This is a genomic window from Streptomyces sp. NPDC034670 (assembly GCF_055574875.1).
In genome coordinates this window covers 32844-57853 of the sequence record NZ_JBVITR010000006.1, presented here as the reverse complement: position 1 = coordinate 57853, position 25010 = coordinate 32844, and the positions used below count along the sequence as shown (strand labels likewise).

At 74.2% G+C, this 25010-nt stretch carries 22 protein-coding genes and 1 pseudogene; 17 read left to right on the top strand and 6 right to left on the bottom strand.

Going from position 1 to position 25010, the window contains the following annotated elements; genetic code table 11:
* Positions 1 to 317 precede the first annotated feature (317 nt).
* Positions 318 to 1661 carry a hypothetical protein gene (locus tag ACZ56B_RS06385; RefSeq protein WP_468786862.1) on the top strand — a complete coding sequence of 448 codons (1344 nt, stop codon included), beginning with the start codon at positions 318 to 320 and terminating at the stop codon, positions 1659 to 1661.
* Between the two features lie 243 nt (positions 1662 to 1904).
* The gene (locus ACZ56B_RS06380) at positions 1905 to 3140 is read left to right on the top strand and encodes an IS30 family transposase (RefSeq protein ID WP_468787186.1); all 1236 of its coding nucleotides are present in this window, start codon (positions 1905 to 1907) and stop codon (positions 3138 to 3140) included.
* A 102-nt stretch (positions 3141 to 3242) separates the two neighbouring features.
* On the opposite strand, the gene ACZ56B_RS06375 is transcribed toward ACZ56B_RS06380, so the two are convergent.
* Together ACZ56B_RS06375 and ACZ56B_RS06370 are read right to left on the bottom strand one after the other, a co-directional pair.
* The gene (locus ACZ56B_RS06375) at positions 3243 to 4580 is read right to left on the bottom strand and encodes a PH domain-containing protein (protein ID WP_468786860.1); all 1338 of its coding nucleotides are present in this window, start codon (positions 4578 to 4580) and stop codon (positions 3243 to 3245) included.
* Complete coding sequence (locus ACZ56B_RS06370) at positions 4577 to 5173, bottom strand: PH domain-containing protein (protein WP_468786858.1); 597 nt, start codon at positions 5171 to 5173, stop codon at positions 4577 to 4579. Before ACZ56B_RS06370 ends, ACZ56B_RS06375 begins: the two co-directional genes overlap by 4 nt.
* A 31-nt stretch (positions 5174 to 5204) precedes the next feature.
* Between ACZ56B_RS06370 and ACZ56B_RS06365 the strand changes: the two genes are divergently transcribed.
* Positions 5205 to 6356, top strand: coding sequence for an NADH-quinone oxidoreductase subunit D (locus ACZ56B_RS06365; protein ID WP_468786856.1), 1152 nt, complete (start codon positions 5205 to 5207; stop codon positions 6354 to 6356).
* Positions 6357 to 6426: 70 nt separating this feature from the next.
* Here the strand turns inward: ACZ56B_RS06365 and ACZ56B_RS06360 are convergent, their stop codons facing one another.
* Positions 6427 to 7560, bottom strand: coding sequence for an SAM-dependent methyltransferase (locus ACZ56B_RS06360; RefSeq protein ID WP_468786854.1), 1134 nt, complete (start codon positions 7558 to 7560; stop codon positions 6427 to 6429).
* Between the two features lie 141 nt (positions 7561 to 7701).
* On the opposite strand from ACZ56B_RS06360, the gene ACZ56B_RS06355 reads away from it, so the two are divergent.
* From ACZ56B_RS06355 to ACZ56B_RS06345, 3 genes and pseudogenes are all read left to right on the top strand, one after another.
* Entirely contained in the window at positions 7702 to 8904 is a 1203-nt protein-coding gene (locus ACZ56B_RS06355; RefSeq protein ID WP_468786852.1) for a sensor histidine kinase, read from the top strand.
* A gap of 73 nt (positions 8905 to 8977) precedes the next feature.
* A complete protein-coding gene (locus tag ACZ56B_RS06350) occupies positions 8978 to 9649 on the top strand; it encodes a response regulator (protein ID WP_468786850.1) in 672 nt (223 codons plus the stop codon).
* A gap of 41 nt (positions 9650 to 9690) precedes the next feature.
* Positions 9691 to 10324 (top strand): annotated as a pseudogene (locus ACZ56B_RS06345) (ATP-binding protein).
* Positions 10325 to 10349: 25 nt separating this feature from the next.
* Here the strand turns inward: ACZ56B_RS06345 and ACZ56B_RS06340 are convergent.
* Both ACZ56B_RS06340 and ACZ56B_RS06335 read right to left on the bottom strand, forming a co-directional pair.
* Positions 10350 to 11456: a DUF5937 family protein gene (locus tag ACZ56B_RS06340; protein ID WP_468786848.1), complete on the bottom strand. Its 1107-nt coding sequence runs from the start codon at positions 11454 to 11456 to the stop codon at positions 10350 to 10352.
* A 44-nt stretch (positions 11457 to 11500) separates the two neighbouring features.
* Positions 11501 to 12706, bottom strand: coding sequence for a threonine aldolase family protein (locus ACZ56B_RS06335; RefSeq protein ID WP_468786846.1), 1206 nt, complete (start codon positions 12704 to 12706; stop codon positions 11501 to 11503).
* Between the two features lie 183 nt (positions 12707 to 12889).
* Here ACZ56B_RS06335 and ACZ56B_RS06330 point away from each other — a divergent pair, with 183 nt between their 5' ends.
* From ACZ56B_RS06330 to ACZ56B_RS06285, 10 genes are all read left to right on the top strand, one after another.
* Positions 12890 to 13861: a Rossmann-like and DUF2520 domain-containing protein gene (locus tag ACZ56B_RS06330; protein ID WP_468786844.1), complete on the top strand. Its 972-nt coding sequence runs from the start codon at positions 12890 to 12892 to the stop codon at positions 13859 to 13861.
* A gap of 70 nt (positions 13862 to 13931) precedes the next feature.
* Positions 13932 to 14930, top strand: a complete 999-nt coding sequence (gene panC, locus ACZ56B_RS06325; protein WP_468786842.1) for a pantoate--beta-alanine ligase — start codon at positions 13932 to 13934, stop codon at positions 14928 to 14930.
* The gene (locus tag ACZ56B_RS06320; RefSeq protein ID WP_468786840.1) at positions 14927 to 16645 is read left to right on the top strand and encodes an L-aspartate oxidase; all 1719 of its coding nucleotides are present in this window, start codon (positions 14927 to 14929) and stop codon (positions 16643 to 16645) included. The genes panC and ACZ56B_RS06320 overlap by 4 nt, the downstream gene beginning before the upstream one ends.
* Positions 16646 to 16650: 5 nt before the next feature.
* The gene (gene nadC / locus ACZ56B_RS06315; RefSeq protein WP_468787184.1) at positions 16651 to 17625 is read left to right on the top strand and encodes a carboxylating nicotinate-nucleotide diphosphorylase; all 975 of its coding nucleotides are present in this window, start codon (positions 16651 to 16653) and stop codon (positions 17623 to 17625) included.
* Positions 17626 to 17629: 4 nt separating this feature from the next.
* Positions 17630 to 18427: a type III pantothenate kinase gene (locus ACZ56B_RS06310; RefSeq protein WP_468786838.1), complete on the top strand. Its 798-nt coding sequence runs from the start codon at positions 17630 to 17632 to the stop codon at positions 18425 to 18427.
* Positions 18428 to 18544: 117 nt separating this feature from the next.
* On the top strand, positions 18545 to 19207 hold the full coding sequence (locus ACZ56B_RS06305) for a hypothetical protein (protein WP_468786836.1): 663 nt from the start codon (positions 18545 to 18547) through the stop codon (positions 19205 to 19207).
* A 77-nt stretch (positions 19208 to 19284) separates the two neighbouring features.
* Positions 19285 to 19461 carry a hypothetical protein gene (locus ACZ56B_RS06300; protein ID WP_468786834.1) on the top strand — a complete coding sequence of 59 codons (177 nt, stop codon included), beginning with the start codon at positions 19285 to 19287 and terminating at the stop codon, positions 19459 to 19461.
* A 205-nt stretch (positions 19462 to 19666) separates the two neighbouring features.
* On the top strand, positions 19667 to 20107 hold the full coding sequence (locus tag ACZ56B_RS06295) for a BlaI/MecI/CopY family transcriptional regulator (protein WP_468787182.1): 441 nt from the start codon (positions 19667 to 19669) through the stop codon (positions 20105 to 20107).
* Positions 20108 to 20116: 9 nt separating this feature from the next.
* Positions 20117 to 20662: an amino-acid N-acetyltransferase gene (locus ACZ56B_RS06290; RefSeq protein ID WP_468786832.1), complete on the top strand. Its 546-nt coding sequence runs from the start codon at positions 20117 to 20119 to the stop codon at positions 20660 to 20662.
* Between the two features lie 221 nt (positions 20663 to 20883).
* Entirely contained in the window at positions 20884 to 21219 is a 336-nt protein-coding gene (locus tag ACZ56B_RS06285) for a histone-like nucleoid-structuring protein Lsr2 (RefSeq protein WP_037939819.1), read from the top strand.
* An 86-nt stretch (positions 21220 to 21305) separates the two neighbouring features.
* On the opposite strand, the gene ACZ56B_RS06280 is transcribed toward ACZ56B_RS06285, so the two are convergent.
* Complete coding sequence (locus tag ACZ56B_RS06280; protein ID WP_468786829.1) at positions 21306 to 21914, bottom strand: SCO3374 family protein; 609 nt, start codon at positions 21912 to 21914, stop codon at positions 21306 to 21308.
* 431 nt (positions 21915 to 22345) lie between these two features.
* Between ACZ56B_RS06280 and ACZ56B_RS06275 the strand changes: the two genes are divergently transcribed.
* Positions 22346 to 24871: an ATP-dependent Clp protease ATP-binding subunit gene (locus ACZ56B_RS06275; RefSeq protein WP_468786827.1), complete on the top strand. Its 2526-nt coding sequence runs from the start codon at positions 22346 to 22348 to the stop codon at positions 24869 to 24871.
* Positions 24872 to 25010: the final 139 nt, after the last annotated feature.

Sequence of the window (25010 nt, the reverse complement as noted above, 5' to 3'; positions counted from 1 at the left end):
TGCCGATTCGGACGTCCGGCGAACTCCGTCGCGCGGGTGAACTCCGGGTCCGTGGCGCGGGTGAGCGCCCGTGAACGCCGGTGGGGGAATCCGGGCGCACGGGCGCGGATCCCGCCGGTCGGCCCGGAAAACGGCGGGGCGGGACCGCCCGGGCGCGCTGCGGGGGCGGCCGCCATAAAAATGATCTTGGCAATTCCGGCGGCCCGCCCATTCACGCTCGGCGCGAGTTCGCTGATGCCCTGTGAAACACCCGTCCCGGCTTTGTTTTTTGCGGGGTGGGGCACCATCATTCACCTACGCGCGGTAAGTTTCTGGCCATGCCACGTGGACGTCATCGTCATTCCCCACCTCTGCACAGGGTGCTGCCCCCGTCGGCGATCGCGGGCGTCTCCGTCGTCTGCGCCCTGGCGCCCTGGGTGTTCACGCAGCCGGCGGTGCTCCGTCTCCTGGCCGCGGCCGCCGCGGTCACGGCGGTCGTCGGCGCGTTCGTCATGCGGCACTGGGACGTCCAGGCGGGCAAACGCGTCGCCGACCTCACGCGCGCGCGTGCGAGCGACGAGTGGCGTTTCGAGGAGCGGCTCGCCGAACTGGAGTCCGACCTCGAGGAGTCGCGCGAGCTGCGCGTGAAGCTGGAGCAGCGGCTGCGCGCCAAGCGCGCGGAACTCGCCGGGCTGCGCAACGAGCACGCGGCGCTGCTGCGGCGGTACGCCGCGGCGGAGGCCGACCGGGCGAGCGTCCTGGAGGACCGCCGGGTGCTCGAGATAGAGGCCGCGGTGCCGGCCCGTGCGCTGCCGGTGGGGACGTCGGGTCCCGCGGCCGCCGCGGGACCCGTGGAACCGGACGCGGGGGAGCGGCGGCCGGAGGCGGCGCCCGCGGAGGCGGCGGCCGGGGCGGCCGCGCACGACGGCGCCGGCGCGGAGCCGGTGGTTCCGGCACTCTTCTCGCCGGAGGGGTCCCAGCTGTTCCTGCGGGCCGGCGCGGCACTGGCACGTCTCGCCGCGGACGGCGGCGAAGCCGCTGCCGGAAGCTCCGGGCCCGCCGGAAGCTCCGTGACCCCCGGGCCCGCCGAGGCCGCCGGGACACCGGAGCCCTCCGGGAGCACCGGACCCGACGGTGACGGTGACGGTCCCGCCGGGGCCGCGGAGGCCGGCGGCGCCCCGCGGCCGGACGGTTCCCCGCGAGGGACCCGGACCCCCGAGGACGACGGCCCCGAGCCCGCGCGGAAGCGGAAGCCGGCGCGGGAGGACGGGGCCCGGGGAGGGACCGCGGCGGCCGGCGAGCACGGGCACCCGGCCGACGCCCCCGGCCGGGCCGCCGCCGCGGACCGGTCCGCGCGGCAGTCCTCCGGGCACTTCACCGTGCCGACCGCGGTGGCGGTCGTACCGCCGGCGGCGCCCGTGCGGCCCCCGGTGGCCGAGGGCGGGTTCGACTTCTTCGGCACGAAGAAGGGCGCCGGGCGGTCCGCCCTGGAGGCCGTGCAGAACGAGGACCTGGCCGACGTCGTCGGCCAGGAGGCGCTCGCGCTGCACAAGGCCGAGACCGAGGCGCAGTTCAAGCCCGCCGACGCGGACGCGCGCGCCGTCGGGCAGGTCATCGACCTGACGGAGCACGACGAGACGGAGCGGATCGACGTCGAGGGGCTGCGCAGCGCGGCCTCCTGAAGCACCGGTCGCCCCCACGGGCCCCGCACGGACCTTGGGCTCTAACGGTCCTCGCAACACCCGCGATCTGTGGGAGGTGCGAGGACCGTGGTCGTTGGGCGCGATGATCTTGCGGGGCTGCGGGAGCGTTTCCTTGCGCGGCTGGATGCCGTGGGGAACGTGACCGTGGTGGCGCGTGAGCTGGGGGTGAACCGGAACACTGCTTTCAGCTGGGCCCGGAAAGCTGGACGGAGCTCGGTTCGTCTGCCGCGCCGGCATCCCGGGCGCGACGAGTACGAGCGGCTTCGGGCCGCCGGTGTCGCACGCCGGGTCGCGGCCCGGCAGGTCGGCGTGAACGAACGCACGGCCAAGGACTGGGACTGGGGCGTCAAGAAGAGCGGCACCACACGCACCTACGCCGACGGCCGCCGCGTCGACTACGCGGCCGGGACCGTCACGATGTCCGGTGTGACCACGCCACCGGTGGGCCTGAACGCCCTGGAAAAGCAGCTCCACCCGCGGTTCCTGACGCTCGCCGAGCGCGAACGGATCCGCGATCTCCATGCGGCGGGCCACTCGCTGCGGGCGATCGGACGAGCCCTGGGACGGCCGGCGAGCACGGTCAAGCGGGAGATCGACGCGAACTCGGGCAGCGAGGGCTACCAGCCCTACGCCGCCCACCGCGCCGCCGCCGCCCGCAGGCCCCGGCCCAAGGAACGCAAACTGCTGCGCGAGGGACGGCTGCGCCGCTTCGTCCAGGACGGACTGCGCAGGCGGTGGTCACCGGAGCAGATCTGCCACGCTCTACTGAGAGAACATCCCGACGACGAGAGCATGCGGGTGAGCGTGGAGACGGTCTACCAGGCGCTGTATTTCCAGGCCCGCGGCGGCCTGAAACGGGAGGTGCAGGCGGCCGTCCGTTCCGGGCGGACCCGCCGCAGACCACGCCGGGACCCCCAGCGGCGCACCCCACGGTTCACCGACCCGATGGTGATGATCAGCGACCGCCCCGCCGACATCGAGGACCGGGCCGTGCCCGGTCACTGGGAAGGCGACCTGATCATCGGCCAGGGCGGCCGCTCCGCGATCGCCACCCTGGTCGAACGGAGCACCCGCTACACCATGCTGGTCCACCTGCCCGGCGGAGCCCACGACGCCGAGACCGTCCGCGACGGCCTCGTCGCCACGATCCAGACCCTGCCCGCCCACCTGCGCGGCTCCCTCACCTGGGACCAGGGCAGCGAGATGGCACGCCACAAGCAGTTCAGCATGGCCACCGGCATGCCCGTCTACTTCTGCGACCCCGCCTCGCCCTGGCAACGCGGCTCGAACGAGAACACCAACGGACTCCTGCGGCAGTACTTCCCCAAGGGCACCGACCTGAGCGTCCACAGCCCCGAAGACCTCGAACACGTCGCCCAGGAACTCAACGGCCGCCCACGCAAGACGCTCGGCTGGGATACCCCAGCCGAGCGTCTACGTGATCTACTCACCACCTGAAACCAAGCGGTGTTGCGACGATCCCTTGAACCCAAGGACGGCGTGCGGGGCCCGTCGCCGTGCCGGGCCGACCCCGCACGCGGGCCGGGGCCGGCGGGCCCGTCACGCCATCCAGCGGTCCGGACGGGCGTCCCGGCGGCCCGTGCGGGACCTCTCGGCCTGGGCCCGCAGCAGGTCCGCCGCCTCGCCGGCGTCCCTCAGGCGGGCCGTCACCGACTTGTTCGCCCCGGTGTCCACGTGGACGTCGGCGACGCCCCGGGCCCGCTGCCAGGGCCCCTGGACCAGCCGCACGCTCTGCACCTTGGCGTGCGGCACCAGGGCCAGGCTCCGCCGCAGCAGCCCGCGGCGGGCGGCGAACACCGCGTCGGTGACGGCGAGTCCGTAGCCGCGCCACCACAGCGGCACGCACCACCGCGCGCGCCGCGGCGGCCGGGTGAGCGCCTCGCGCGGCGGCACGCTCACCCCGGGCAGCACCCGCGCGACGACCGCCTCGGCGATCTCGCGCGGAGCGACCGGCAGCAGCAGGGAGTTGGACGAGCCCGCCACGTCCAGCTCCACGCGCACCCACCCCCGGCGCCGCCACAGCAGCGGTTCGACGACGCGCACGGTCTGCACCCGCCCCGGCGGCACCGTCTCGTGCGCCCGGTCCAGCAGCCCGTGGTCGATGCGCAGTCCGTCGGGCGACTCGCCCACGGTCCAGTCGTACTCGGTGACGAACCGGCCCACGCTGCTCGCGCCCGCCGCGCCGAGCAGCGGCACGGCGGTGGCGAGCAGCGTCCACAGGCTGTGGGTGGCCATCCACAGCAGCGGCAACGCGACGGCGGCGGCGACCAGCCAGCCCCAGGTCGCGCCGGTCAGCACCAGGGCGACGGCGAGGACGCCCGGCGGTACCCGCAGCAGCTCCCGGGACGGCGCCTCGCCGACCTCGTGCGCGGTCTCGGGCGCGAAACCGGCCGCCCGCGCGAGCAGTTCGGCGCGCAGCGCGCGGGCCTCACCGGCGCCCAGGAAGGCGAGTTCGTCCTTCTTGTCGGTGCCTATGACGTCGAGTTTGAGCTTCGCCACGCCCGCGACCCGCGCGAGCAGCGGCTGGGTGACGTCGATGGCCTGGATCCGCTCCAGCCGGATGTGCGCGGTGCGCCGGAACAGCAGCCCGGTGCGGATGCGCAGTTCGGCGTCGGTCACCGCGAAGTGGGTGAACCACCACGACAGGAAGCCGTAGAGGGCGGCGGCCGGGAGGAGCACGGCGAGGCCGACGAGCAGGGTGGTGGGCGTCAGCCGGGTCAGCTGGCGCTGCGCCTGGTCGGGGTCGTGCAGCGCCCACCCGATCAGCACCGCGACGGGCGCCCACGCCCGTCTGAGCGGTGTGACGGGGTGCAGCCGCCGCTCGATCACGGGGCGCCGTTCCTCCCGGACGCCCTCGTGGACGCCGGGGGCCGTCACAGCCCCGCCGATCGGGCCTCGCCCAGCTCGGTGAGCCGGTCGCGCAGCCGTTCCGCCTCGGCCGGGTCGAGGCCGGGGATGGTCGCGTCGGTCGCCGCGGCGGCCGTGTGCAGCTGCACGCTGGCCAGGCCGAAGTACCGTTCGACGGGTCCGGAGGTGACCTCGACCAACTGCATCCGCCCGTACGGCACGACCGTCTCCTGGCGCCACAGGACGCCCCGGCTGATCAGCAGGTCGTCGGCGCGCTCGGCGTACCGCCAGGAACGCCAGTTGCGCTCCAGCAGCGCCCAGCCCCAGACCGCCAGGGCCAGCGGCAGCACCGCGAAGGCGGCCCACCAGGGTCCGGCCAGCAGCCCCGGGACCAGGGCGGTGGCCAGGGTCAGCAACCCCAGCCACACCACCAGCATCAGCCGCCGCATCCGCAGCAGCCCCGGGGGCAGCGCGATCCACACCGGCTCGCCCGCCGCCCCCACCGCTTCCGCCGCCTCCACTTCCACCGGTCCCGCGGCGCTCCCCGCCGGATCCATCGGTTCCGCCTGCGCCGGCCCGCCCGTTCCCACGGCCGCGGCGTCCTGCCCGCTCCCCGTCTCCATGGGGCCAGCGTACGTAGGGGAGACTGGGTGCATGACTCCTACGTCGGAGACCACGGTCGGCATCGGCGGCGCCGCGGAGAGCACCGACATGGTGCTCAACATCGGCCCCCAGCACCCGTCCACGCACGGAGTGCTGCGGCTCAAGCTCGTCCTGGACGGCGAACGCATCGTCCGCGCGGAGCCGGTGATCGGCTACATGCACCGGGGCGCGGAGAAGCTGTTCGAGGCCCGCGACTACCGCCAGATCATCATGCTGGCCAACCGGCACGACTGGCTGTCGGCCTTCTCCAACGAGCTGGGGGTGGTCCTCGCCGTGGAGCGGATGCTCGGCATGGAGGTCCCCGAGCGCGCGGTGTGGCTGCGCACGCTGCTCGCCGAGCTGAACCGGGTGCTCAACCACCTGATGTTCCTCGGCTCCTACCCGCTGGAGCTCGGCGGCATCACCCCGATGTTCTACGCCTTCCACGAGCGCGAGGAGCTCCAGCACGTCATGGAGGAGGTCTCCGGCGGGCGGATCCACTACATGTTCAACCGCGTGGGCGGCCTCAAGGAGGACGTCCCGGCGGGGTGGACCGCCCGGGCGCGGGCCGCCGTCGCCGACGTGCGCTCCCGCATGGACCGCTTCGACGACCTGGTGCTCGGCAACGAGATCTTCCGGGGCCGCACGCGCGGCGTCGGCGTCCTGTCCCCGCGGGCGGTGCACGCGTACGGGGTGAGCGGGCCGCTCGGCCGCGCCTCGGGCGTCGACTTCGACCTGCGCCGCGACGAGCCGTACCTCGCCTACGGCGAGCTGGGGGACGTCCTGAAGGTGGTGACCCGCCGGGAGGGGGACTGCCTCGCCCGCTTCGAGTGCCTGCTGGAGCAGACGCACAACTCCCTCGACCTCGCCGACGCCTGCCTCGACCGGCTCGCCGAGCTGCCCCCGGGGCCGGTCAACCAGCGGCTCCCGAAGGTCCTCAAGGCGCCCGAGGGGCACACCTACGCGTGGACCGAGAACCCGCTCGGCATCAACGGCTACTACCTGGTCAGCAAGGGCGAGAAGACGCCGTACCGGCTGAAGCTGCGCTCGGCGTCCTACAACAACATCCAGGCGCTCACCGAACTGCTGCCGGGGACGCTGGTCGCCGACATGGTGGCGATCCTGGGCTCGATGTTCTTCGTGGTGGGCGACATCGACAAGTAGGCCGGCAAGATCGACAAGTGGGCCGGCAAGGAGGACGGGCGGGCCCGGGCGCCTCCAGGGCGCGCGGGCGTCAGCCGGCGAGCACGTCCCCGATCCCCACCGGCTGCACCAGCCACCCGAAGTCGCCGAACCCGCCCGGCGCGGTGAGCTCGGCGGCCTGGGAGGCGGTCGCGAGGGCGCGCACGTACCCGGCGGGGTCGGTGGACGCCCGTGCGAGCGGCGGGCGGTCGCCGGTGACGCCCAGGACGCGCAGGGCGTCCCGCTGGGACAGCAGGCGGGCGCCGGGGAGCGCGCAGGCCGCGGCGCAGGCGTCCAGGGCGACGTGCGCGGTGATGTCGCACGACCCGTCCGGCACGGGCGTCGTCTCCCGCCCCGCCCGGAAGCCGGTGAGCGTCCCGAACGGCGGCCGCGCGCCGGCCGTGTGCGCGTAGTCGACGGCGACGGCGAGACCCCGCGCGAGCGTGCCGGCCGCGGCGGCCCAGGCCCGGTCGCGGGGCAGCCCGATCTCCGCCCGCAGTCCTTCCTCGTCCCCCGGCGGCCACCACCGGTCCAGCCAGCGCGCCCCGTCGCCCGCGACCGGGTCCCCGAGCCGTTCCGCGCCGTCCTCCCGGACCAGGACCAGCCGGGGCACGCCCGCGGCGTCCACCTCCACGACGTCCACGGGGACGTTGTCCAGCCACTCGTTGGCGAAGAGCAGCCCCACGGCGCCCGCCGGGGGATCGGCCCGCCACTCGATCCGCCGGTCGAGCCCGGCGGGGCGGCCGGCCAGCTCGACGGCGTGCGCCCGCACCCGGGCCGCCACGTCGGCGGGCAGCGCGGCGAGCACACCGGTGACCAGCTCCCCCCGCCCGGCGGCCATGTCCACGAAGTCGAGCGCCGCCGGCCGCCCCAGCGCCTCGTCGACCCGGCACAGCAGGCGCGCCACGGCCCCGGCGAACAGCGGCGAGGCGTGCACGGACGTACGGAAGTGCCCGGCCGGGCCCTCGGGCCCGCGGTAGAAGCCGTCCGGCCCGTACAGCGCGGCCCGGGCCGCCGCGCGCCAGCCGCGCCAGCCGCCCCGCCCGTCCTGGTCGTTCCGCCCGTCCCGGTCGTTCCGCCTGCCCCGCCTGCCCCGTCCGTCCTGCTCGTCCCGCCCGTCCCGCTCGCCCCGGTCGTCCCGCTCGTACCGGCCGTCGTCCGCGGCCCCTGCCGTCACCGGTGCCACCCGCCTTCCGCCGCCGTCGTCACCGGCCCACATTAGGGGCACGTGCGTTCCCGGCCTCCACCTTGCGTAGTACACGTACCGGCCGGGGATCGGCCCTCCGGTTGACCCCTGCACGCATTTCGCTTCCCTACGCTGGGTTACGTGCAGCGCCTCTATGACTTCCTCCGCAGGCACCCGACAGGGGTCGACGTTTCCTGGGCCGTGGTCCTGTTCGGGATCTCGGTGCTGAGCGCGGCGCCCGCGGAGGCGTCCCGGGGAGCCGAGCTGCCGGCCCTGACCGTGCCGGTCACCCTGCTGCTCTGCCTGGTCGTCGCGCTGCGCCGCCGGACGCCGGAACGCATGCTGGTCCTCGCCGTCGCGGTGGGCGTGGCGCAGCTGGTCCTGGACGTGCCGACGGTGCCCGCCGACTTCGCCCTGCTGGCGATCGTCTACACCGCCGCGGTGATCGGCGCCCGCTGGGCCTCCCGCCTCGCGCTCACCGCCGGTCTGTGCGCCGCCCCGCTGGCGCAGCTGCGCTGGCCCCACGAGGAGGCGGGCGCGGGGGGCAACCTCGCTTCGATGATCTTCCTGACCGTGCCCTTCGCCCTCGCCTGGGTGCTCGGCGACTCCATCCGCACCCGCCGCGCCTACTTCGCGCAGCTGGAGGAGCGCGCCGCCCGGCTGGAGAAGGAGCGCGAGGCGCAGGCCAAGGTGGCGGTCGCCGCCGAACGCGCCCGGATCGCGCGCGAGCTGCACGACGTCGTCGCGCACAACGTGTCGGTGATGGTGGTGCAGGCCGACGGCGCCGCCTACGTCCTCGACGCGGCGCCCGACCAGGCGAAGAAGGCCCTGGAGACCATCTCCTCCACCGGCCGGCAGGCCCTCGCCGAGATGCGCCGCCTGCTCGGCGTGCTGCGCACCGGCGAGCACCAGGAGGCCGGGGAGTACGTGCCGCAGCCCGACGTGCGGCAGATCGAGGACCTCGTCGAGCAGTGCCGGGACTCCGGACTGCCCGTGGACTTCAAGATCGAGGGCACCCCGCGCCCGCTGCCCAGCGGTGTCGAGCTCACCGCGTACCGCATCGTGCAGGAGGCGCTCACCAACACCCGCAAGCACGGCGGGCCCCACGCGGGCGCCAGCGTGCGCCTGGTGTACTTCGACGACGGGCTGGGCCTGCTCGTCGAGGACGACGGCAAGGGCGCCCCGCACGAGCTGTACGAGGACGGCGGCCTGGACGGCCGGGGCCACGGCCTGATCGGCATGCGCGAGCGGGTCGGCATGGTCGGCGGCACCCTGGACGCGGGCCCGCGCCCCGGCGGAGGATTCCGCATCAGCGCCCTGCTGCCGCTCAAACCCGCGCATTGACGCCCGCGCATGCCCTGTGCTGACACCTGTAACGACACAACGACGCAACGACGCAACGACGGAAGAGGGCCCGATGACGATCCGCGTGATGCTCGTCGACGACCAGGTGCTGCTGCGCACCGGGTTCCGGATGGTGCTGGCCGCCCAGCCGGACATGGAGGTCGTGGCCGAGGCGGGCAACGGCGTCGAGGCCCTGGAGGTGCTGCGGTCCACCGCCGTCGACGTGGTGCTGATGGACGTCCGCATGCCGAAGCTCGACGGGGTGGAGACGACCCGCCGGATCTGCGCGGACACCGACCCGCCGAAGGTGCTGATCCTGACCACCTTCGACCTCGACGAGTACGCCTTCTCCGGGCTCAAGGCGGGCGCTTCCGGCTTCATGCTCAAGGACGTCCCGCCGGGCGAGCTGCTCGCCGCGATCCGCGCGGTGCACAGCGGTGACGCCGTGGTCGCCCCGTCCACCACCCGCCGGCTCCTGGACCGCTTCGCGCCGATGCTGCCGGGCACGGGCAAGCAGCCCGAGCACAAGGAGCTGGAGCGGCTCACCGAGCGCGAGCGGGAGGTCATGGTGCTGGTCGCGCAGGGCCTGTCCAACGGTGAGATCGCGGCCCGGCTGGTGCTGTCCGAGGCGACGGTGAAGACGCACGTGGGCCGCATCCTGACCAAGCTGGGCCTGCGGGACCGGGTGCAGGTGGTGGTCCTCGCCTACGAGACGGGACTGGTGCGGGCGGGCGGGCACGGCTGACCGGCTGACCTCCCGCGCCCCGCGCCGGTACGCCCGCGCCCGTGCTGCCGTGGGCCAACGGCCCCTTCGGGGGGCGGCAGGACACAGACCGCGTACGAGGTGCACCGCCGCCTCGCGGGCAGCGTCGTCTGCGACCCGGAGCACGTCGGCTTCGGCCTCCACCGCATGCTCCCGCCCGGACTGCGCGGTGACTTCCAGGACCTGGCCTCCTGGCGGCAGGGCGTCGTCGAGGTCCTCGACCTCGTCCTGACCGAGCACGACGGCGTGGTGATCGTCCCCATGACCGTCACCGACCCCGGCCACTTCGCGGAGACCGTCGGCCGCCTGCGCGAGCTCGGCCACGATGTACGCCACTTCACCCTCCTCGCGGAGCGCGGGACGGTGCTGCGGCGGCTGCGCGAACGCGGCTTCGGGCGCTTCCTGCGGTACGCCGGCGGGAAGGGCGCGGGCCTGCGCCGGGAGAGCTGGGCTGTACGGCAGCTCGACCACTGCCTGGAGCGGCTCGCCGGGACGGAGTTCGCCGAGCACCTGTGGACCGACCGCACGACCGTCCCGGGGACGGCGGACCGCATCGCCGCCCTGGCCGGACTGACCCTGCGCCCCAACGACGAGGGCCCGCTGCGCACCCGGCTGCGGCAGGCGGGCGTCGGCATCCGCCACATCCGCTTCGACTGAGGAGCGGGCGCGGGCGCGGACGCCCTCAGCGCAGGATCCCCTCCAGGAAGTCGCTGCCGAGCCGGGCCACGACCGTCACGTCCAGCTGGTGCAGCACGTACCGCCCGCGGCGGCGCGTGGTGATCAGGCCGGCCTTCTTGAGCACGCCCAGGTGCCGGGACACCTCCGGCGCCGTCATGCCGTGCATCTGCGCCAGCTCGCCGGTGGTGTACGCGCTGCGGGCCAGGTGGCGGCACAGGCGCATGCGGACCGGATGGGACAGCGCCGTCATCCTCAGGGCCAGCTGCCCGACCGTCGGCGGGGCGGCGAGCCCGGGGGAGCCGGCCGGGTAGTGCAGCACCGGCTGCCAGCCGTACCGGTGCAGGACCATCAGGTGCGGCCGGCCCAGGCTGGTGGGGATCAGCAGCAGCCCGCCGCCGGCCGTGGCCGTCCGGCCGTCGCCCAGCTTGTCGACGGTGATCAGGCCGGCCGCCCCGTCGAACGTCACCGCCGGGGACACCGCGGCCAGCGCCTCGGCCAGTCCCTTGCGCCGCAGCAGCTCGGTCTTGTGGCGGGTGTCCGCGGCGAGCTGGTGGCGCAGCCGGGACCAGGTCCCGGCGAAGAACGCCTCCTCGCAGTCCCGGAGGAACTGCCGCAGCCAGACACGGATCCGCGGCGGGTCGGCCAGCAGCCGCTCGGTGAACCGGACCTGGCGCGGCCCCCGCGCGGCGGCCAGCTCCAGCGAACGCCGGCGCAGCCCCTCGTCGGCCAGCGGCCCCGGACCCGGCGTGCCGTAGGGGAGCGCGCAGGTGAACTCCAGGGCGGCGGCCACGAACTGCTCGTCCGACAGCTCGTCCAGCAGGTCCAGCTCCTCGGCCAGGGTGGCCCCCGGGAGGGCCCGGCCGCCCGGGACGCCCGCGCACGGCAGGAACAGGTCCGAGAACGTCGTGCGCCACAGGAAGTCGGCCTCGCACATCCGATCCGCCAGGTGCGGGTCCAGCCGCGCGGTCACACCGGTCGCCCAGCCCTGCAGACCCGGGTGGTGCCCCGGCTCGGACAGCGCGTGCAGCGCCATGCCGAGCTCGGCCAGGGGGGAGGGCACGGCGACGACCTCCTCCGGCCGCAGCCCCGCGGTGTCGATGCGCACGCTCATCCCCACATGGTGCACCCCGCCGCCGACGACGCCGGCGGCCCCCGTCAGCCGGCGGGACCTCCCGGCGCGGGGGACCCGCCCCGCCCGTCGAGCGCCCGCACCCGCGCGACGAAGTCCGCGACCGCCGCCCCCACGTCCCGCGCGGTCCACTCCAGGCCGGCGGCGCGCACGGCGACCTCCGTGAAGGCCAGGCCGGGACCGCCCCGGTGCCAGGCCGCGGCGAACGGCATCGTCCCCGTCTCCTCGCCCTGGAGCAGCGCCGCCTCGGCGAGCAGGCCGGCGTCGTAGGGCAGCCACACCTGGAACTCGTGCGTGTGCGGCTCCTGCGGGTGCACCCGCGCCCACGCCACCCCCGCCCGCGCGAACCCCTCGCGCAGCGCGGCGGCGACCACGCGCGCGTGGGCCACGTAGGCGGGCAGCCGGGGCAGTTCCCGCTCCAGGCCCACCAGGGCCGACAGCACCGTGGGGAACTGCTGGAAGACCGTGCCGCCGTACCGGTGCCGCCAGGCCTTCGCCTCCTGCACCAGCGTCCTCGGGCCCGCGAGCGCGGCGCCGCCGAAGCCGTCGAGCGACTTGTAGAACGAGACGTAGACGCTGTCGGCCAGGCCCGCGATCTCGTCCAGGGGGCGGCCGAAGTGGGGGGTGCACTCCCACAGGCGCGCCCCGTCGAGGTGCACCACCGCGTCGCGTTCCCGGGCGGCGGCCACCAGCTCGGTGAGCTCCTCCCAGGTGGGCAGCAGGAAACCGGCGTCCCTGAGGGGGAGCTCCAGCATCAGGGCGCCGAAGGGTTCCTCGCACGCGCGCACCTCCTCGGCCGTCGGCGGCCGGGGCTCACCGGTCAGGCGCACCGGGCGCAGCCCGCTGACCGTGCTGAAGGCGTTCCGCTCGTGCACCTCGGGATGGGAGAGCGCGTGCAGCGCGACCACCGGGTTGCCGGTGCGGCCCGCCCAGCAGCGCAGCGCCACCTGCTGGGCCATGGTGCCGGTCGGGAAGAACGCCGCCGCCTGCGCGCCCAGCAGCGCGGCGACCCGCTCCTCCAGCTCCTCCACGATCCCGGTGCCGTACAGGTCCGCCGGCCGGTCCAGGTCGTACACCCGGGGCGCCGCCTCCTGCAGCAGCGCGAGCCGCTCGCGGACCGTGCCCCGGAAGCCCGGCCGGGACAGCACCCGCCGGGCCGCCCGGTGCGCGGCCTCCCGGCGCTCCCGCAGTCGCTCCGGCGCTTCCCCGTCCTGCTCCGCCACATCGCTCATGCCCGCGATCATCCCGCGTCCCCGCCCGCACGGACACCCGCTTCCCCGCACACGCGTACGGCGCACCGGCGTACGGGAACCCGCGGCCCGCGGACGGCCGACCGCGCCGGGAACCGATCGCGTTAACATGACGAGAAATCGTCCGGTACCCCGAGCGGACTGGAACGGGAAGGCCACCGTCGCGTGAACACAACCCCACAGCCGGATCCCCGGGACCGCCCCGCGCGGCTCGCCGTCGGCGTCGTCGGCGCCGGACGCGTGGGCCCGGTGCTGGCCGCGTCCCTCCAGCTCGCCGGGCACCGCCCGGTGGCCGTCTCCGCGGTCTCCGACGCCTCCCGCAGGCGCGCGGAGCGGATGCTCCCCGACGTGCCGGTGGTGCCGCCCGCCGAGGTCCTGCGGCGGTCCGAGCTGGTCCTGCTGACCGTCCCGGACGACGCCCTGCCCGGCCTCGTCGCCGGGCTCGCCGAGACCGGCGCGGTGCGGCCGGGGCAGCTCCTCGCGCACACCTCCGGGCGGTACGGCGCGAAGGTGCTCGACCCCGCGCTGCGGGCCGGGGCGCTGCCGCTGGCCCTGCACCCCGCGATGACCTTCACCGGCACCCCCGTCGACGTGCAGCGCCTCGCCGGGTGCTCCTTCGGCGTCACCGCGCCCGAGGAGCTGCGGCTGGCCGCCGAGGCCCTGGTGATCGAGATGGGCGGCGAGCCGGAGTGGATCGCCGAGGAGAACCGCCCGCTGTACCACGCGGCCCTCGCCCTGGGCGCCAACCACCTGGTCACCCTCGTCGCCCAGTCCCTGGAACTGCTGCGCACCGCCGGCGTCGGCGCTCCCGACCGGATGCTCGGCCCGCTGCTCGGCGCCGCCCTGGACAACGCCCTGCGCTCCGGGGACGCGGCCCTCACCGGCCCGGTCGCGCGCGGCGACGCGGGCACGGTCCGCGCGCACGTCGCCGAGTTGCGCCGGCACGCCCCGGGGGTCGTCGCCGGCTACCTGGCGATGGCCCGCGCGACCGCCGACCGGGCGCTCGCCCACGGACTGCTGAAGCCGGAACTCGCCGAGGACCTCCTCGGGGCGCTCGCCGACGGGGCCGCCGGCACCGGCGGCCCGGACGACACGGACGGCACCGGCGGCACCGGCGAGGCGGGGGAGACCCGATGAGCAGCACCGGCCGCACCGCCCCCCGCACCGGCCGACCGACGACGCGCACACCCCGGAACGGAGCCGTCCGATGACCACCACCCTGCTGCGCACCGCCGGTGAACTGCACGCGCGCCCGCGCACGGGCCGCCGCGCCGTCGTGATGACCATGGGCGCCCTGCACGAGGGCCACGCCACGCTGATCCGCACCGCGCGCCGGGCCGCGGGCCCCGGGGGCGAGGTCGTGGTCACCGTCTTCGTCAACCCGCTCCAGTTCGGCGCGGGCGAGGACCTCGACCGCTACCCGCGCACCCTGGACGCCGACCTCGAACTCGCCGGACGGTCGGGTGCCGACGCCGTCTTCGCCCCCGCCGTGGACGAGGTCTACCCGGGCGGCGAACCCCAGGTCCGGATCAGCGCCGGCCCCATGGGGGAACGCCTGGAGGGCGCCGCGCGCCCCGGCCACTTCGACGGCGTGCTCACCGTCGTCGCCAAGCTGCTGCACCTCACCCGTCCCGACGTCGCCCTCTACGGCCAGAAGGACGCCCAGCAGCTCGCCCTGATCCGGCGCATGGTGCGGGACCTGAACTTCGGCGTCGAGATCGTCGGCGTGCCCACCGTCCGCGAGGAGGACGGGCTCGCCCTGTCCAGCCGCAACCGCTACCTCTCCCCGCGGGAGCGGCGCACCGCGCTCGCCCTGTCCCGGGCGCTGTTCGCGGGCCGCGACCGGCACGCCGCCCAGGAGGCGCTGCGCGCGCGGGCCCGCGAGGTGCCCGCCTCGCACGCCCGCGCGGAGGCGCTCGACGCCATGGGGGAGTCCCGCGCGGCGGCCGACGCGCACGCCGTCGCCACGACCGCCGGCGGCCCGGCGGCCGTCCGCGCCGCCGCCCGCCTGGTCCTCGACGAGGCCGCCCGCCTCGACCCGCCCCTCGTCCTGGACTACCTGGCCCTGGTCGACCCGTCCGACTTCACCGAGATCGGCGACGACTTCACCGGGGAGGCCGTCCTGGCCGTGGCCGCCCGCGTGGGCGGCACCCGCCTGATCGACAACGTCCCCCTGACCTTCGGAACCCTCGGAGCCGCCGCGTGACCAGCACAGGCATACGACTGCACGCGCCCGCGCCCGGGTGGTCCGTCACCGCGGACGTGGTGGTCGTCGGCTCCGGCGTCGCCGGCCTGACCGCGGCCCTGCGCTGCGAGGCCGCCGGCCTGGCCACCGTCGTCGTCACCAAGGCCCGGCTCGACGACGGCTCCACCCGCTGGGCCCAGGGCGGCATCGCCGCGGCCCTCGGCGACGGCGACACCCCCGAGCAGCACCTGGACGACACCCTGGTCGCGGGCGCGGGCCTGTGCGACGAGGAGGCGGTGCGCCTCCTCGTCACCGAGGGCCCCGACGCCGTGCGCCGCCTGATCGCCACCGGCGCGCGGTTCGACGAGGCCGCCGGGGGAGGCCTGGAACTCACCCGCGAGGGCGGCCACCACCGCCGCCGCATCGCCCACGCGGGCGGCGACGCCACCGGCGCGGAGATCTCCCGCGCCCTGGTCGAGGCGGTCCGCGCACGCGGAATGCGCACCGTCGAGAACGCGCTCGTCCTGGACCTCCTCACGGACGCCGACGGCCGCACCGCCGGGGTCACCCTGCACGTCATGGGCGAGGGCCAGCACGACGGCGTGGGCGCCGTCCACGCCCCCGCGGTGGTCCTGGCCACCGGCGGCATGGGCCAGGTCTTCTCCGCCACCACCAACCCCGCCGTCTCCACCGGCGACGGCGTGGCCCTCGCCCTGCGCGCGGGCGCCGAGGTGAGCGACCTGGAGTTCGTGCAGTTCCACCCCACGGTCCTCTTCCTCGGCCCCGACGCGGAGGGCCAGCAGCCCCTGGTCTCCGAGGCGGTCCGCGGCGAGGGCGCCCACCTGGTGGACGCCGACGGCGTGCGCTTCATGGCCGGGCAGCACGAGCTGGCCGAACTCGCGCCCCGGGACATCGTCGCCAAGGGCATCATGCGCCGCATGCGGGAGCAGGACGCCGAGCACATGTACCTGGACGCCCGCCACTTCGGCGCCGCGATGTGGGAGCACCGCTTCCCCACGATCCTCGCCGCCTGCCGCGCCCACGGCATCGACCCGGTCACCGAGCCGGTCCCGGTGGCCCCGGCCGCCCACTACGCCTCCGGCGGCGTGCGCACCGACTCCCACGGCCGCACCACCGTCCCCGGTCTGTACGCGTGCGGCGAGGTCGCCTGCACCGGCGTGCACGGCGCCAACCGCCTCGCCTCCAACTCCCTCCTGGAGGGCCTGGTCTACGCCGAGCGCATCGCCGCCGACATCGCGCGCGGCCGTGCCGGGGACACCTCCCCGGCGCGCGCGCCGCGGCCCCTGGCGCACTCCGGCCGCCCCGCGCACCCCCTCCTCCCCCCGGAGGCCCGCTTCACCATCCAGCGGATCATGACCCGGGGGGCGGGCGTCCTGCGCTCCGCCGCGTCCCTCTCCGAGGCCGCCGACGCCCTCCACCGGCTGCACGCCGACGCGCGCGACGCCCTCGACGAGAACGGCAAGACCGCCGAGCCCGGCGTCGACACCTGGGAGGCCACCAACCTCCTGTGCGTGGCCCGCGTCCTGGTCGCCGCCGCGCTGCGGCGCGAGGAGACCCGCGGCTGCCACTGGCGCGAGGACCGCCCCGAGCGCGACGACGCGGCCTGGCGCCGCCACATCGTCATACGGCTGAATCCGGACCGCTCGCTGGCGACCCGCACCACCGACACCACAGACTTCCCCCCGACCCTCCCTCCCCAGGCCCAGGAGCAGTGACAGCAGTGACCACCCCCGACCTTCCCCTCGTCCCGTCCGACGGCTGCGGCGACGGCTGCGCCTGCGGCGCGGACGACGAGGCGTACCTGGAGTGCGGTCTCGACCCCGCGCTCGCCCAGCTCCTGGCCGACGCGGGCCTCGACCCGGTCGAGGTCGAGGACATCGCCCACGTGGCCCTCCAGGAGGACCTGGCCCACGGCGTGGACGTGACGACGGTCGCCACCATCCCGGAGGACGACGTCGCCACCGCCGACTTCACCGCGCGGGAGGCGGGCACCGTGGCGGGCCTCAGGATCGCCGAGGCGGTCATGTCGGTCGTCTGCACGGAGGAGTTCGAGGTCGAGCGCCACGTGGAGGACGGCGACCGCGTCGAGGCGGGCGAGAGGCTCCTCTCCGTCACCGCCCGCACCCGCGACCTGCTCACCGCCGAGCGCAGCGCCCTCAACCTCCTGTGCCGCCTGTCGGGCATCGCGACGGCCACCCGCGCGTGGGCGGACGTCCTCGAGGGCACCGGGGCGAAGGTCCGCGACACCCGCAAGACCACGCCCGGCCTGCGCGGCCTCGAGAAGTTCGCGGTGCGCTGCGGCGGCGGCGTCAACCACCGCATGTCCCTCTCGGACGCGGCCCTGGTCAAGGACAACCACGTGGTGGCCGCCGGCGGCGTCGCCCAGGCCTTCCGCGCGGTCCGCGAACGCTTCCCCGACGTGCCGATCGAGGTCGAGGTGGACACCCTCCACCAGCTCCGCGAGGTCCTGGACGCCGGCGCCGACCTGATCCTGCTGGACAACTTCACGCCCGGCGAGTGCGAGGAGGCCGTGGCCCTCGTCGGCGGCCGCGCGGCGCTGGAGGCCTCCGGCCGCCTCACCCTCGAGAACGCCAGGGCGTACGCCGGCACGGGCGTCGACTACCTCGCCGTGGGCGCCCTCACCCACTCCTCGCCGATCCTCGACATCGGCCTCGACCTGCGCGCGGTGGAGTAGAGCCATGCTGCTGACGATCGACGTGGGCAACACGCACACCGTCCTGGGCCTCTTCGACGGCGACGACATCGTCGAGCACTGGCGCATCTCCACGGACCCGCGCCGCACGGCCGACGAGCTGGCGGTCCTCCTGCAGGGCCTGATGGGCATGCACCCGCTCCTCGGCGAGGACCTGGGCGACGGCATCGACGGCATCGCGATCTGCGCGACCGTCCCCTCCGTCCTGCACGAGCTGCGCGAGGTGACCCGCCGCTACTTCGGCGACGTCCCCTCGCTCCTCGTCGAGCCGGGCGTCAAGACGGGGGTGCCGGTCCAGTTCGACAACCCCAAGGAGGTCGGCGCCGACCGGATCATCAACGCGGTGGCGGCGAACGAGCTGTACGGCGGCCCGGCGATCGTCGTCGACTTCGGCACGGCGACCACCTTCGACGCGGTCTCCGCGCGCGGGGAGTACGTCGGCGGGGTGATCGCCCCCGGCATCGAGATCTCGGTGGAGGCCCTCGGGGTCAAGGCCGCCCAGCTGCGGAAGATCGAGGTGGCCCGGCCCCGGAACGTGATCGGCAAGAACACGGTCGAGGCGATGCAGTCCGGCATCGTCTACGGCTTCGCCGGCCAGGTCGACGGCGTCGTCCGCCGCATGGCCCGGGAACTCGCCGCCGACCCCGACGACGTGACGGTCATCGCCACGGGCGGCCTGGCCCCGATGGTCCTGGGCGAGTCCTCGGTGATCGACGAGCACGAGCCCTGGCTGACCCTGATCGGCCTGCGCCTGGTGTACGAGCGGAACGTGTCGCGGCTGTAGCGGGCGGCGGGCGTCCGGCACTCCGGGGCGCCCGCGGTCCCGTCCACCCGGGTGGTGCTTTCACGCCGCACCCATCCCTTGCGCGTCGTTTGTCCGATTAGCGTGTATCGTCGCCGCATGCCCACGCCCTACGGATCCCGCGGCGGCCTGGCGTTCGGCGTGGAGGAGCTGCGCGTGCTCCGCCGCGCCCTCGCCCTCGCCCTCCACCCCGCCACCGCCTCGGCCGACGACGTCCAGGACTGCCTCCGCCTCGCCCGGTCCCTCGACGAGGCGACGCGGGAGAGCGCCCGGCTGCGCGCCTTCCTCGTGGCCGACCTCGGCCGTTACCGCGCCGCGCTCCCCGGCACCGCCGCCGGCTACCTCACACTCCTGGAGGAGGCGCTGGGCGCCGGATACCGTCCCCGGCCGGACGACCTCGCGGCCCTGCGGGCCCTGAGCGGCAATCCCACCGCCGCCGCCCTCCTGCACCGCTGCCGGCTCCTCGCCGAGCAGGACGTGCGCGCCCGCCTCGCCGGCCGCACGGCACCCGCGGCCGCCCCCGCCCCCCTTCCCGCCGCCCCCGCCTCCCGCGCCCGTCTCCTCGCCCTGCCCGGAGGCCGGGACGCCGCCACCGAGGACCCCCGGAAGAAGCCCGCGCAGCGGCCGGCCGCGCCCCAGCCCCGCCCCGTGCCCGCCCCCGGCGCGCCGAGGCCCGGCCGCCCCGTCCCCACCCCGGGCGAGGTCTTCCCCCGGCGCAAGCCCACCCCGCCCCCGTCCGGCCGGCGCCTGGCCGCGGGCTGACGCGGCTCGCCCCGCACCGCCCCGCGTCCCGCCCACCCCCGCCCGTCCACCCGCCTCCTCCTGGCTACTCTGGAGCCATGGACTACGTCTCCGCGCTCCTGCCCCCGGCCGTCATGGCCGCTCTCTTCATCGGCGTGATCCGGGTGATCGTGAAGACCCAGGGAGGCGCCAACAAGGCCAAGGAGGACGCGGCCGTCGACGCGGCCCACGCACGTGCGGAGGGCGCCCGGTCCCCCTCCGGGGCCGACGGCTGACCCCACCGGTGACACCGGCGGCCGGCGGCACCCGCCGCGCCGCCGCCCCGGCGCACGGCTCCGGCGCGCCCCGCTCCGCGCGAGTCGTGCGCTTCCTCCGTGCCCGTTCGCGGCCGGCGGCGCCCGCCCGACACGCCGTCGCCCGGATGTCCCACTATTGTTCTGAGTTGTGCCTCGCCCCTTGGGAGAACTCGAAGACGCGGTCATGACGCGGGTGTGGAAGTGGAACCGCCCGGTGACCGTTCGGGAAGTCCTGGAAGATCTTCAGAAGGAGCGGTCCATCGCGTACACCACGGTGATGACCGTCCTGGACAATCTCCATCAGAAGGGCTGGGTGCGCCGGGAGTCGGAAGGCCGGGCCTATCGATATGAGGCGGTCTCCACGCGCGCCGCATACGCCGCCGCGCTGATGAACGAAGCGTGGTCGCGCAGCGACAACGCCGCCGCCGCTCTCGTCGCCTTCTTCGGCATGATGAGCGAGGAACAGCGTCAGGCCCTGAGGGATGCGGTGCGCATCGTCGGACTTCCCGAAACCGCGCGACAACCGCAACCGCCGGCCGAAGCGCCCGGAGAAGCGCAACCCGCCGAGCCCCCGGAAGGCCGGGACGAGAACCCCGACTCCGCGAAGGGCCCGGACAGGCGATAGCGTCCGTTCATGTCAGCAGACAGCTCAGCAGACAGCCCCGAAGTCACCGCTAAAGCCCTCACGGTCCGACGGGCCCGTACCGGCGACGTCCCGGCCGTGCGCCGGCTCCTCGACGCCTACGTCCGCGACGGCATCCTGCTCGACAAAGCGACGGTGACGCTTTACGAGGACATCCAGGAGTTCTGGGTCGCGGAACGGGACGACAACGCCGAGGTGGTCGGCTGCGGCGCCCTGCACGTGATGTGGGAGGACCTCGCGGAAGTGCGCACCCTGGCCGTGAAGCCCGGCCTGAAGGGCGCCGGGGTCGGGCACCAGTTGCTGGAGAAGTTGCTGCAGACCGCCCGCTGGCTCGGTGTGCGCCGTGTTTTCTGCCTGACCTTCGAAGTCGACTTCTTCGGCAAGCACGGCTTCGTGGAGATCGGCGAGACGCCCGTCGACACCGATGTGTACGCGGAGCTGCTCCGTTCCTATGACGAGGGCGTCGCGGAGTTCCTCGGGCTCGAACGAGTGAAACCGAACACCCTGGGCAACAGCCGGATGCTTCTGCATCTGTGATCGCCGGTGATTCCGTGCCGCACCCTTGCCCGGGTTCCCTATGTCCGAAACGCGCACGTTTTCGGGCCGGGGCGGGCGACGGGGCTCCGCCAGGGGTTTGTGTTTTCCCGGCAAAAGCGGTTTGCTTTCCGACGTACTGCAGTAGTGCATATAACAGGGGACGGCGATACGGCGGACGCCGGCACACCCCGGCCCTGAAGTTATCGATGAAAGGAAATCCGGTGGCACAGAAGGTTCAGGTCCTTCTTGTCGACGACCTCGACGGCGGCGAGGCGGACGAGACGGTGACGTTCGCGTTGGACGGCAAGACCTACGAGATCGATCTCACCACCGCCAATGCGGACAAGCTCCGCGGCCTTCTCGAGCCCTACGTGAAGGGCGGTCGCCGCACCGGGGGCCGCGCTTCGGGAGGGCGCGGAAAGGCGCGTGCTTCTTCCGGCGGCAGCCAGGACACCGCGGCCATCCGCGCCTGGGCGAAGGAGAACGGTTACGAGGTCAACGACCGCGGCCGTGTCCCCGCCTCCATCCGCGAGGCCTACGAGAAGGCCAACGGCTGACAGCGGGTCCGTCCGACCCCACGGGGCCGGACGGAAGGCGGTGCGCACCGTGCACGCTCCACCGCGGAGCCGTGGCGCGGCCGGGGCTACGCGTGCGCGCGCCGCAGCCGGACCCGGTGGACCTGCGTCACCACCGTGTTCACCAGCCGTACGAGATCGGGGGCGCCGCCACGGCGCCCCATCGCCGACAGCGTCGGCAGCGAGGCCTCGACCTCGCACCCCGGCTCGGGGGGCCGCAGCCACACGGCGGCCCCCTGTGATCCGTCGTGACCGTGCTCCGGGGGAGGCGGCGCGGGAACGCCGCGGCCGGGCGGCCGGGGGGCGTCCATGAGGCCGCCCGCGCCGATCGCGGCCAGGTCCAGCTCCAGCGAGCCCCACTCCAGCCAGTCCAGCAGCCCCGGCAGTTCCTCCGCGGTGCCCGCGGCCACCAGCAGCCGCATCCTGCGGTCCTGCACCGCCACCGGGAAGCCCCGGCCGGCGTGCCCCAGGCGCTCCAGCGCCGCGTGCCCCGCCTCGGCCGGCAGGTCCAGGACGTCGAAGCGCTCCCCCACCGCCAGGCGCACCGGACGTCCGGGCGCCGTCGGCCAGTCCAGCGCCTCCTCGTACCAGAGCCGGACCTCGTCGTCCGCGTCGGGGGGCCGGCGGGCGGACGGCGGGCGGACGGGCGGGACCGGGGCGGGGAGGGGGCCAACCATGACCGGCGCAACCGCCGGAGGACGCTCCGGGTTACGCTGAGTGCCGACGTGTGTCCGCAGAGTCTCGAACAGGGGGGCGTGGGGAGGCGTGCGGAGGCGCAAGGTTGTTCGCCCGTAGCGGAGGGAAACCGTGCACTCGGCATGGACCGTCCGTAGCAGCGGGTAAGACATCCCTAGTGGGAGGGGGCGACACGCAGGGACGGCGGGGCTTCCGTTCGCCATCGGCGTACTGGCGAAGGGGGTAACTGCCTGGCCTGCGGGAACATCGTCTCGCACCATCGGGTTGGAGCAGATGTCGGCGTTCGGGGTCAGGAGGCCATCGACGGTGTCGGCAGTTGGAATGAGCGGTCCCCGCTTGCGGGACTAAGCTGCGGAAGGACAGGGAGGGGAAGTTCCCCTTACTGCCTGACCGCTCTGAGGAGCGATTAACGATGTTCGAGAGGTTCACCGACCGCGCGCGGCGGGTTGTCGTCCTGGCTCAGGAAGAGGCCCGGATGCTCAACCACAACTACATCGGCACCGAGCACATCCTCCTGGGCCTGATCCACGAGGGTGAGGGTGTCGCCGCCAAGGCCCTTGAGAGCCTCGGGATTTCGCTCGAGGCGGTCCGCCAGCAGGTGGAAGAGATCATCGGCCAGGGGCAGCAGGCGCCGTCCGGTCACATTCCCTTCACCCCCCGTGCCAAGAAGGTCCTGGAGCTGTCGCTCCGCGAGGCCCTTCAGCTGGGCCACAACTACATCGGCACGGAGCACATCCTGCTCGGCCTGATCCGTGAGGGCGAGGGCGTCGCCGCCCAGGTCCTGGTCAAGCTGGGCGCAGACCTGAACCGCGTGCGGCAGCAGGTGATCCAGCTGCTCTCCGGTTACCAGGGCAAGGAGACCGCCACCGCCGGCGGTCCTGCCGAGGGCACCCCCTCCACGTCCCTGGTCCTCGACCAGTTCGGCCGGAACCTCACCCAGGCCGCCCGTGAGTCCAAGCTCGACCCGGTCATCGGGCGCGAGAAGGAGATCGAGCGGGTCATGCAGGTGCTGTCCCGCCGCACCAAGAACAACCCGGTGCTGATCGGTGAGCCCGGCGTCGGCAAGACCGCCGTCGTCGAGGGCCTCGCCCAGGCCATCGTCAAGGGCGAGGTGCCCGAGACCCTCAAGGACAAGCACCTCTACACCCTGGACCTCGGTGCCCTGGTCGCCGGCTCCCGCTACCGCGGTGACTTCGAGGAGCGCCTGAAGAAGGTGCTCAAGGAGATCCGCACCCGCGGCGACATCATCCTGTTCATCGACGAGCTGCACACGCTGGTCGGCGCCGGCGCGGCCGAGGGCGCCATCGACGCGGCCTCCATCCTGAAGCCGATGCTGGCCCGCGGCGAGCTGCAGACCATCGGTGCGACCACGCTGGACGAGTACCGCAAGCACCTGGAGAAGGACGCGGCCCTGGAGCGCCGCTTCCAGCCGATCCAGGTCGCGGAGCCGTCCCTGCCGCACACGATCGAGATCCTCAAGGGCCTGCGCGACCGGTACGAGGCGCACCACCGCGTCTCCATCACCGACGAGGCCCTGGTCCAGGCCGCCACCCTGGCCGACCGGTACATCTCGGACCGCTTCCTGCCGGACAAGGCGATCGACCTGATCGACGAGGCCGGCTCGCGGATGCGCATCCGCCGGATGACCGCGCCGCCGGACCTGCGCGAGTTCGACGAGAAGATCGCCGGTGTCCGCCGGGACAAGGAGTCCGCGATCGACTCGCAGGACTTCGAGAAGGCCGCCTCCCTGCGCGACAAGGAGAAGCAGCTCCTCGCCGCCAAGGCGAAGCGGGAGAAGGAGTGGAAGGCCGGCGACATGGACGTCGTCGCCGAGGTCGACGGCGACCTGATCGCCGAGGTCCTCGCCACGGCGACGGGCATCCCGGTCTTCAAGCTGACCGAGGAGGAGTCCAGCCGCCTGCTCCGCATGGAGGAGGAGCTGCACAAGCGGGTCATCGGCCAGGACGACGCCGTCAAGGCGCTGTCCAAGGCGATCCGCCGTACCCGTGCGGGTCTGAAGGACCCGAAGCGTCCGGGTGGCTCGTTCATCTTCGCCGGCCCCTCCGGTGTCGGTAAGACCGAGCTGTCCAAGGCGCTCGCGGAGTTCCTCTTCGGCGACGAGGACGCGCTGATCTCCCTCGACATGTCGGAGTTCAGCGAGAAGCACACGGTCTCGCGCCTCTTCGGTTCGCCCCCCGGCTACGTGGGCTACGAGGAGGGCGGTCAGCTGACGGAGAAGGTGCGCCGCAAGCCGTTCTCGGTCGTCCTCTTCGACGAGGTCGAGAAGGCCCACCCGGACATCTTCAACTCGCTGCTGCAGATCCTGGAGGACGGTCGTCTGACCGACTCCCAGGGCCGGGTCGTGGACTTCAAGAACACGGTCATCATCATGACGACCAACCTCGGCACCCGGGACATCTCCAAGGGCTTCAACCTGGGCTTCGCCGCCGCGGGCGACACGAAGACCAACTACGAGCGCATGAAGAACAAGGTCTCGGACGAGCTGAAGCAGCACTTCCGGCCCGAGTTCCTCAACCGCGTCGACGACGTGGTGGTCTTCCCGCAGCTGACCCAGGACGACATCCTGCGGATCGTCGACCTGATGATCGACAAGGTGGACGAGCGCCTGAAGGACCGGGACATGGGCATCGAGCTCTCCCAGTCCGCCAAGGAGCTGCTGTCCAAGAGGGGCTACGACCCCGTGCTGGGCGCCCGGCCGCTGCGCCGGACCATCCAGCGCGAGATCGAGGACGCGCTCTCGGAGAAGATCCTCTTCGGCGAGCTGCGCCCCGGTCACATCGTGGTCGTGGACACCGAGGGCGAGGGCGGGTCCCAGACCTTCACCTTCCGCGGTGAGGAGAAGTCGGCCCTGCCCGACGTCCCGCCGATCGAGCAGGCGGCCGGCGGAGCCGGTCCGAACCTGAGCAAGGACGTGTGACCCGCCGGGGATCCGTCTGAGACGAGGAGTGGGGGGGGGGGGGCTTGGGGGGGGGGGGCACCCCGCCGGTGGCAGGGGTTCTGGGGGGTCGTTCCCCCACCCCCTTTGGGGGGGGGGGGGGGGGTCCCACCCTGCGCGG

Excerpts from the sequence above, each read along its gene's own strand:
- panC (WP_468786842.1), top strand. The coding sequence starts at position 13,932 with ATGACCACCACCCTGCTGCGCACCGCCGGTGAACTGCACGCGCGCCCG.
- ACZ56B_RS06335 (WP_468786846.1), bottom strand. The coding sequence starts at position 12,706 with ATGAGCGATGTGGCGGAGCAGGACGGGGAAGCGCCGGAGCGACTGCGG.
- ACZ56B_RS06370 (WP_468786858.1), bottom strand. The coding sequence starts at position 5,173 with ATGGAGACGGGGAGCGGGCAGGACGCCGCGGCCGTGGGAACGGGCGGG.
- ACZ56B_RS06295 (WP_468787182.1), top strand. The coding sequence starts at position 19,667 with ATGACGCGGGTGTGGAAGTGGAACCGCCCGGTGACCGTTCGGGAAGTC.
- ACZ56B_RS06305 (WP_468786836.1), top strand. The coding sequence starts at position 18,545 with ATGCCCACGCCCTACGGATCCCGCGGCGGCCTGGCGTTCGGCGTGGAG.
- ACZ56B_RS06385 (WP_468786862.1), top strand. The coding sequence starts at position 318 with ATGCCACGTGGACGTCATCGTCATTCCCCACCTCTGCACAGGGTGCTG.
- ACZ56B_RS06300 (WP_468786834.1), top strand. The coding sequence starts at position 19,285 with ATGGACTACGTCTCCGCGCTCCTGCCCCCGGCCGTCATGGCCGCTCTC.
- ACZ56B_RS06340 (WP_468786848.1), bottom strand. The coding sequence starts at position 11,456 with ATGAGCGTGCGCATCGACACCGCGGGGCTGCGGCCGGAGGAGGTCGTC.
- ACZ56B_RS06310 (WP_468786838.1), top strand. The coding sequence starts at position 17,630 with ATGCTGCTGACGATCGACGTGGGCAACACGCACACCGTCCTGGGCCTC.
- ACZ56B_RS06280 (WP_468786829.1), bottom strand. The coding sequence starts at position 21,914 with ATGGTTGGCCCCCTCCCCGCCCCGGTCCCGCCCGTCCGCCCGCCGTCC.
- ACZ56B_RS06290 (WP_468786832.1), top strand. The coding sequence starts at position 20,117 with ATGTCAGCAGACAGCTCAGCAGACAGCCCCGAAGTCACCGCTAAAGCC.
- ACZ56B_RS06365 (WP_468786856.1), top strand. The coding sequence starts at position 5,205 with ATGACTCCTACGTCGGAGACCACGGTCGGCATCGGCGGCGCCGCGGAG.
- ACZ56B_RS06350 (WP_468786850.1), top strand. The coding sequence starts at position 8,978 with ATGACGATCCGCGTGATGCTCGTCGACGACCAGGTGCTGCTGCGCACC.
- ACZ56B_RS06275 (WP_468786827.1), top strand. The coding sequence starts at position 22,346 with ATGTTCGAGAGGTTCACCGACCGCGCGCGGCGGGTTGTCGTCCTGGCT.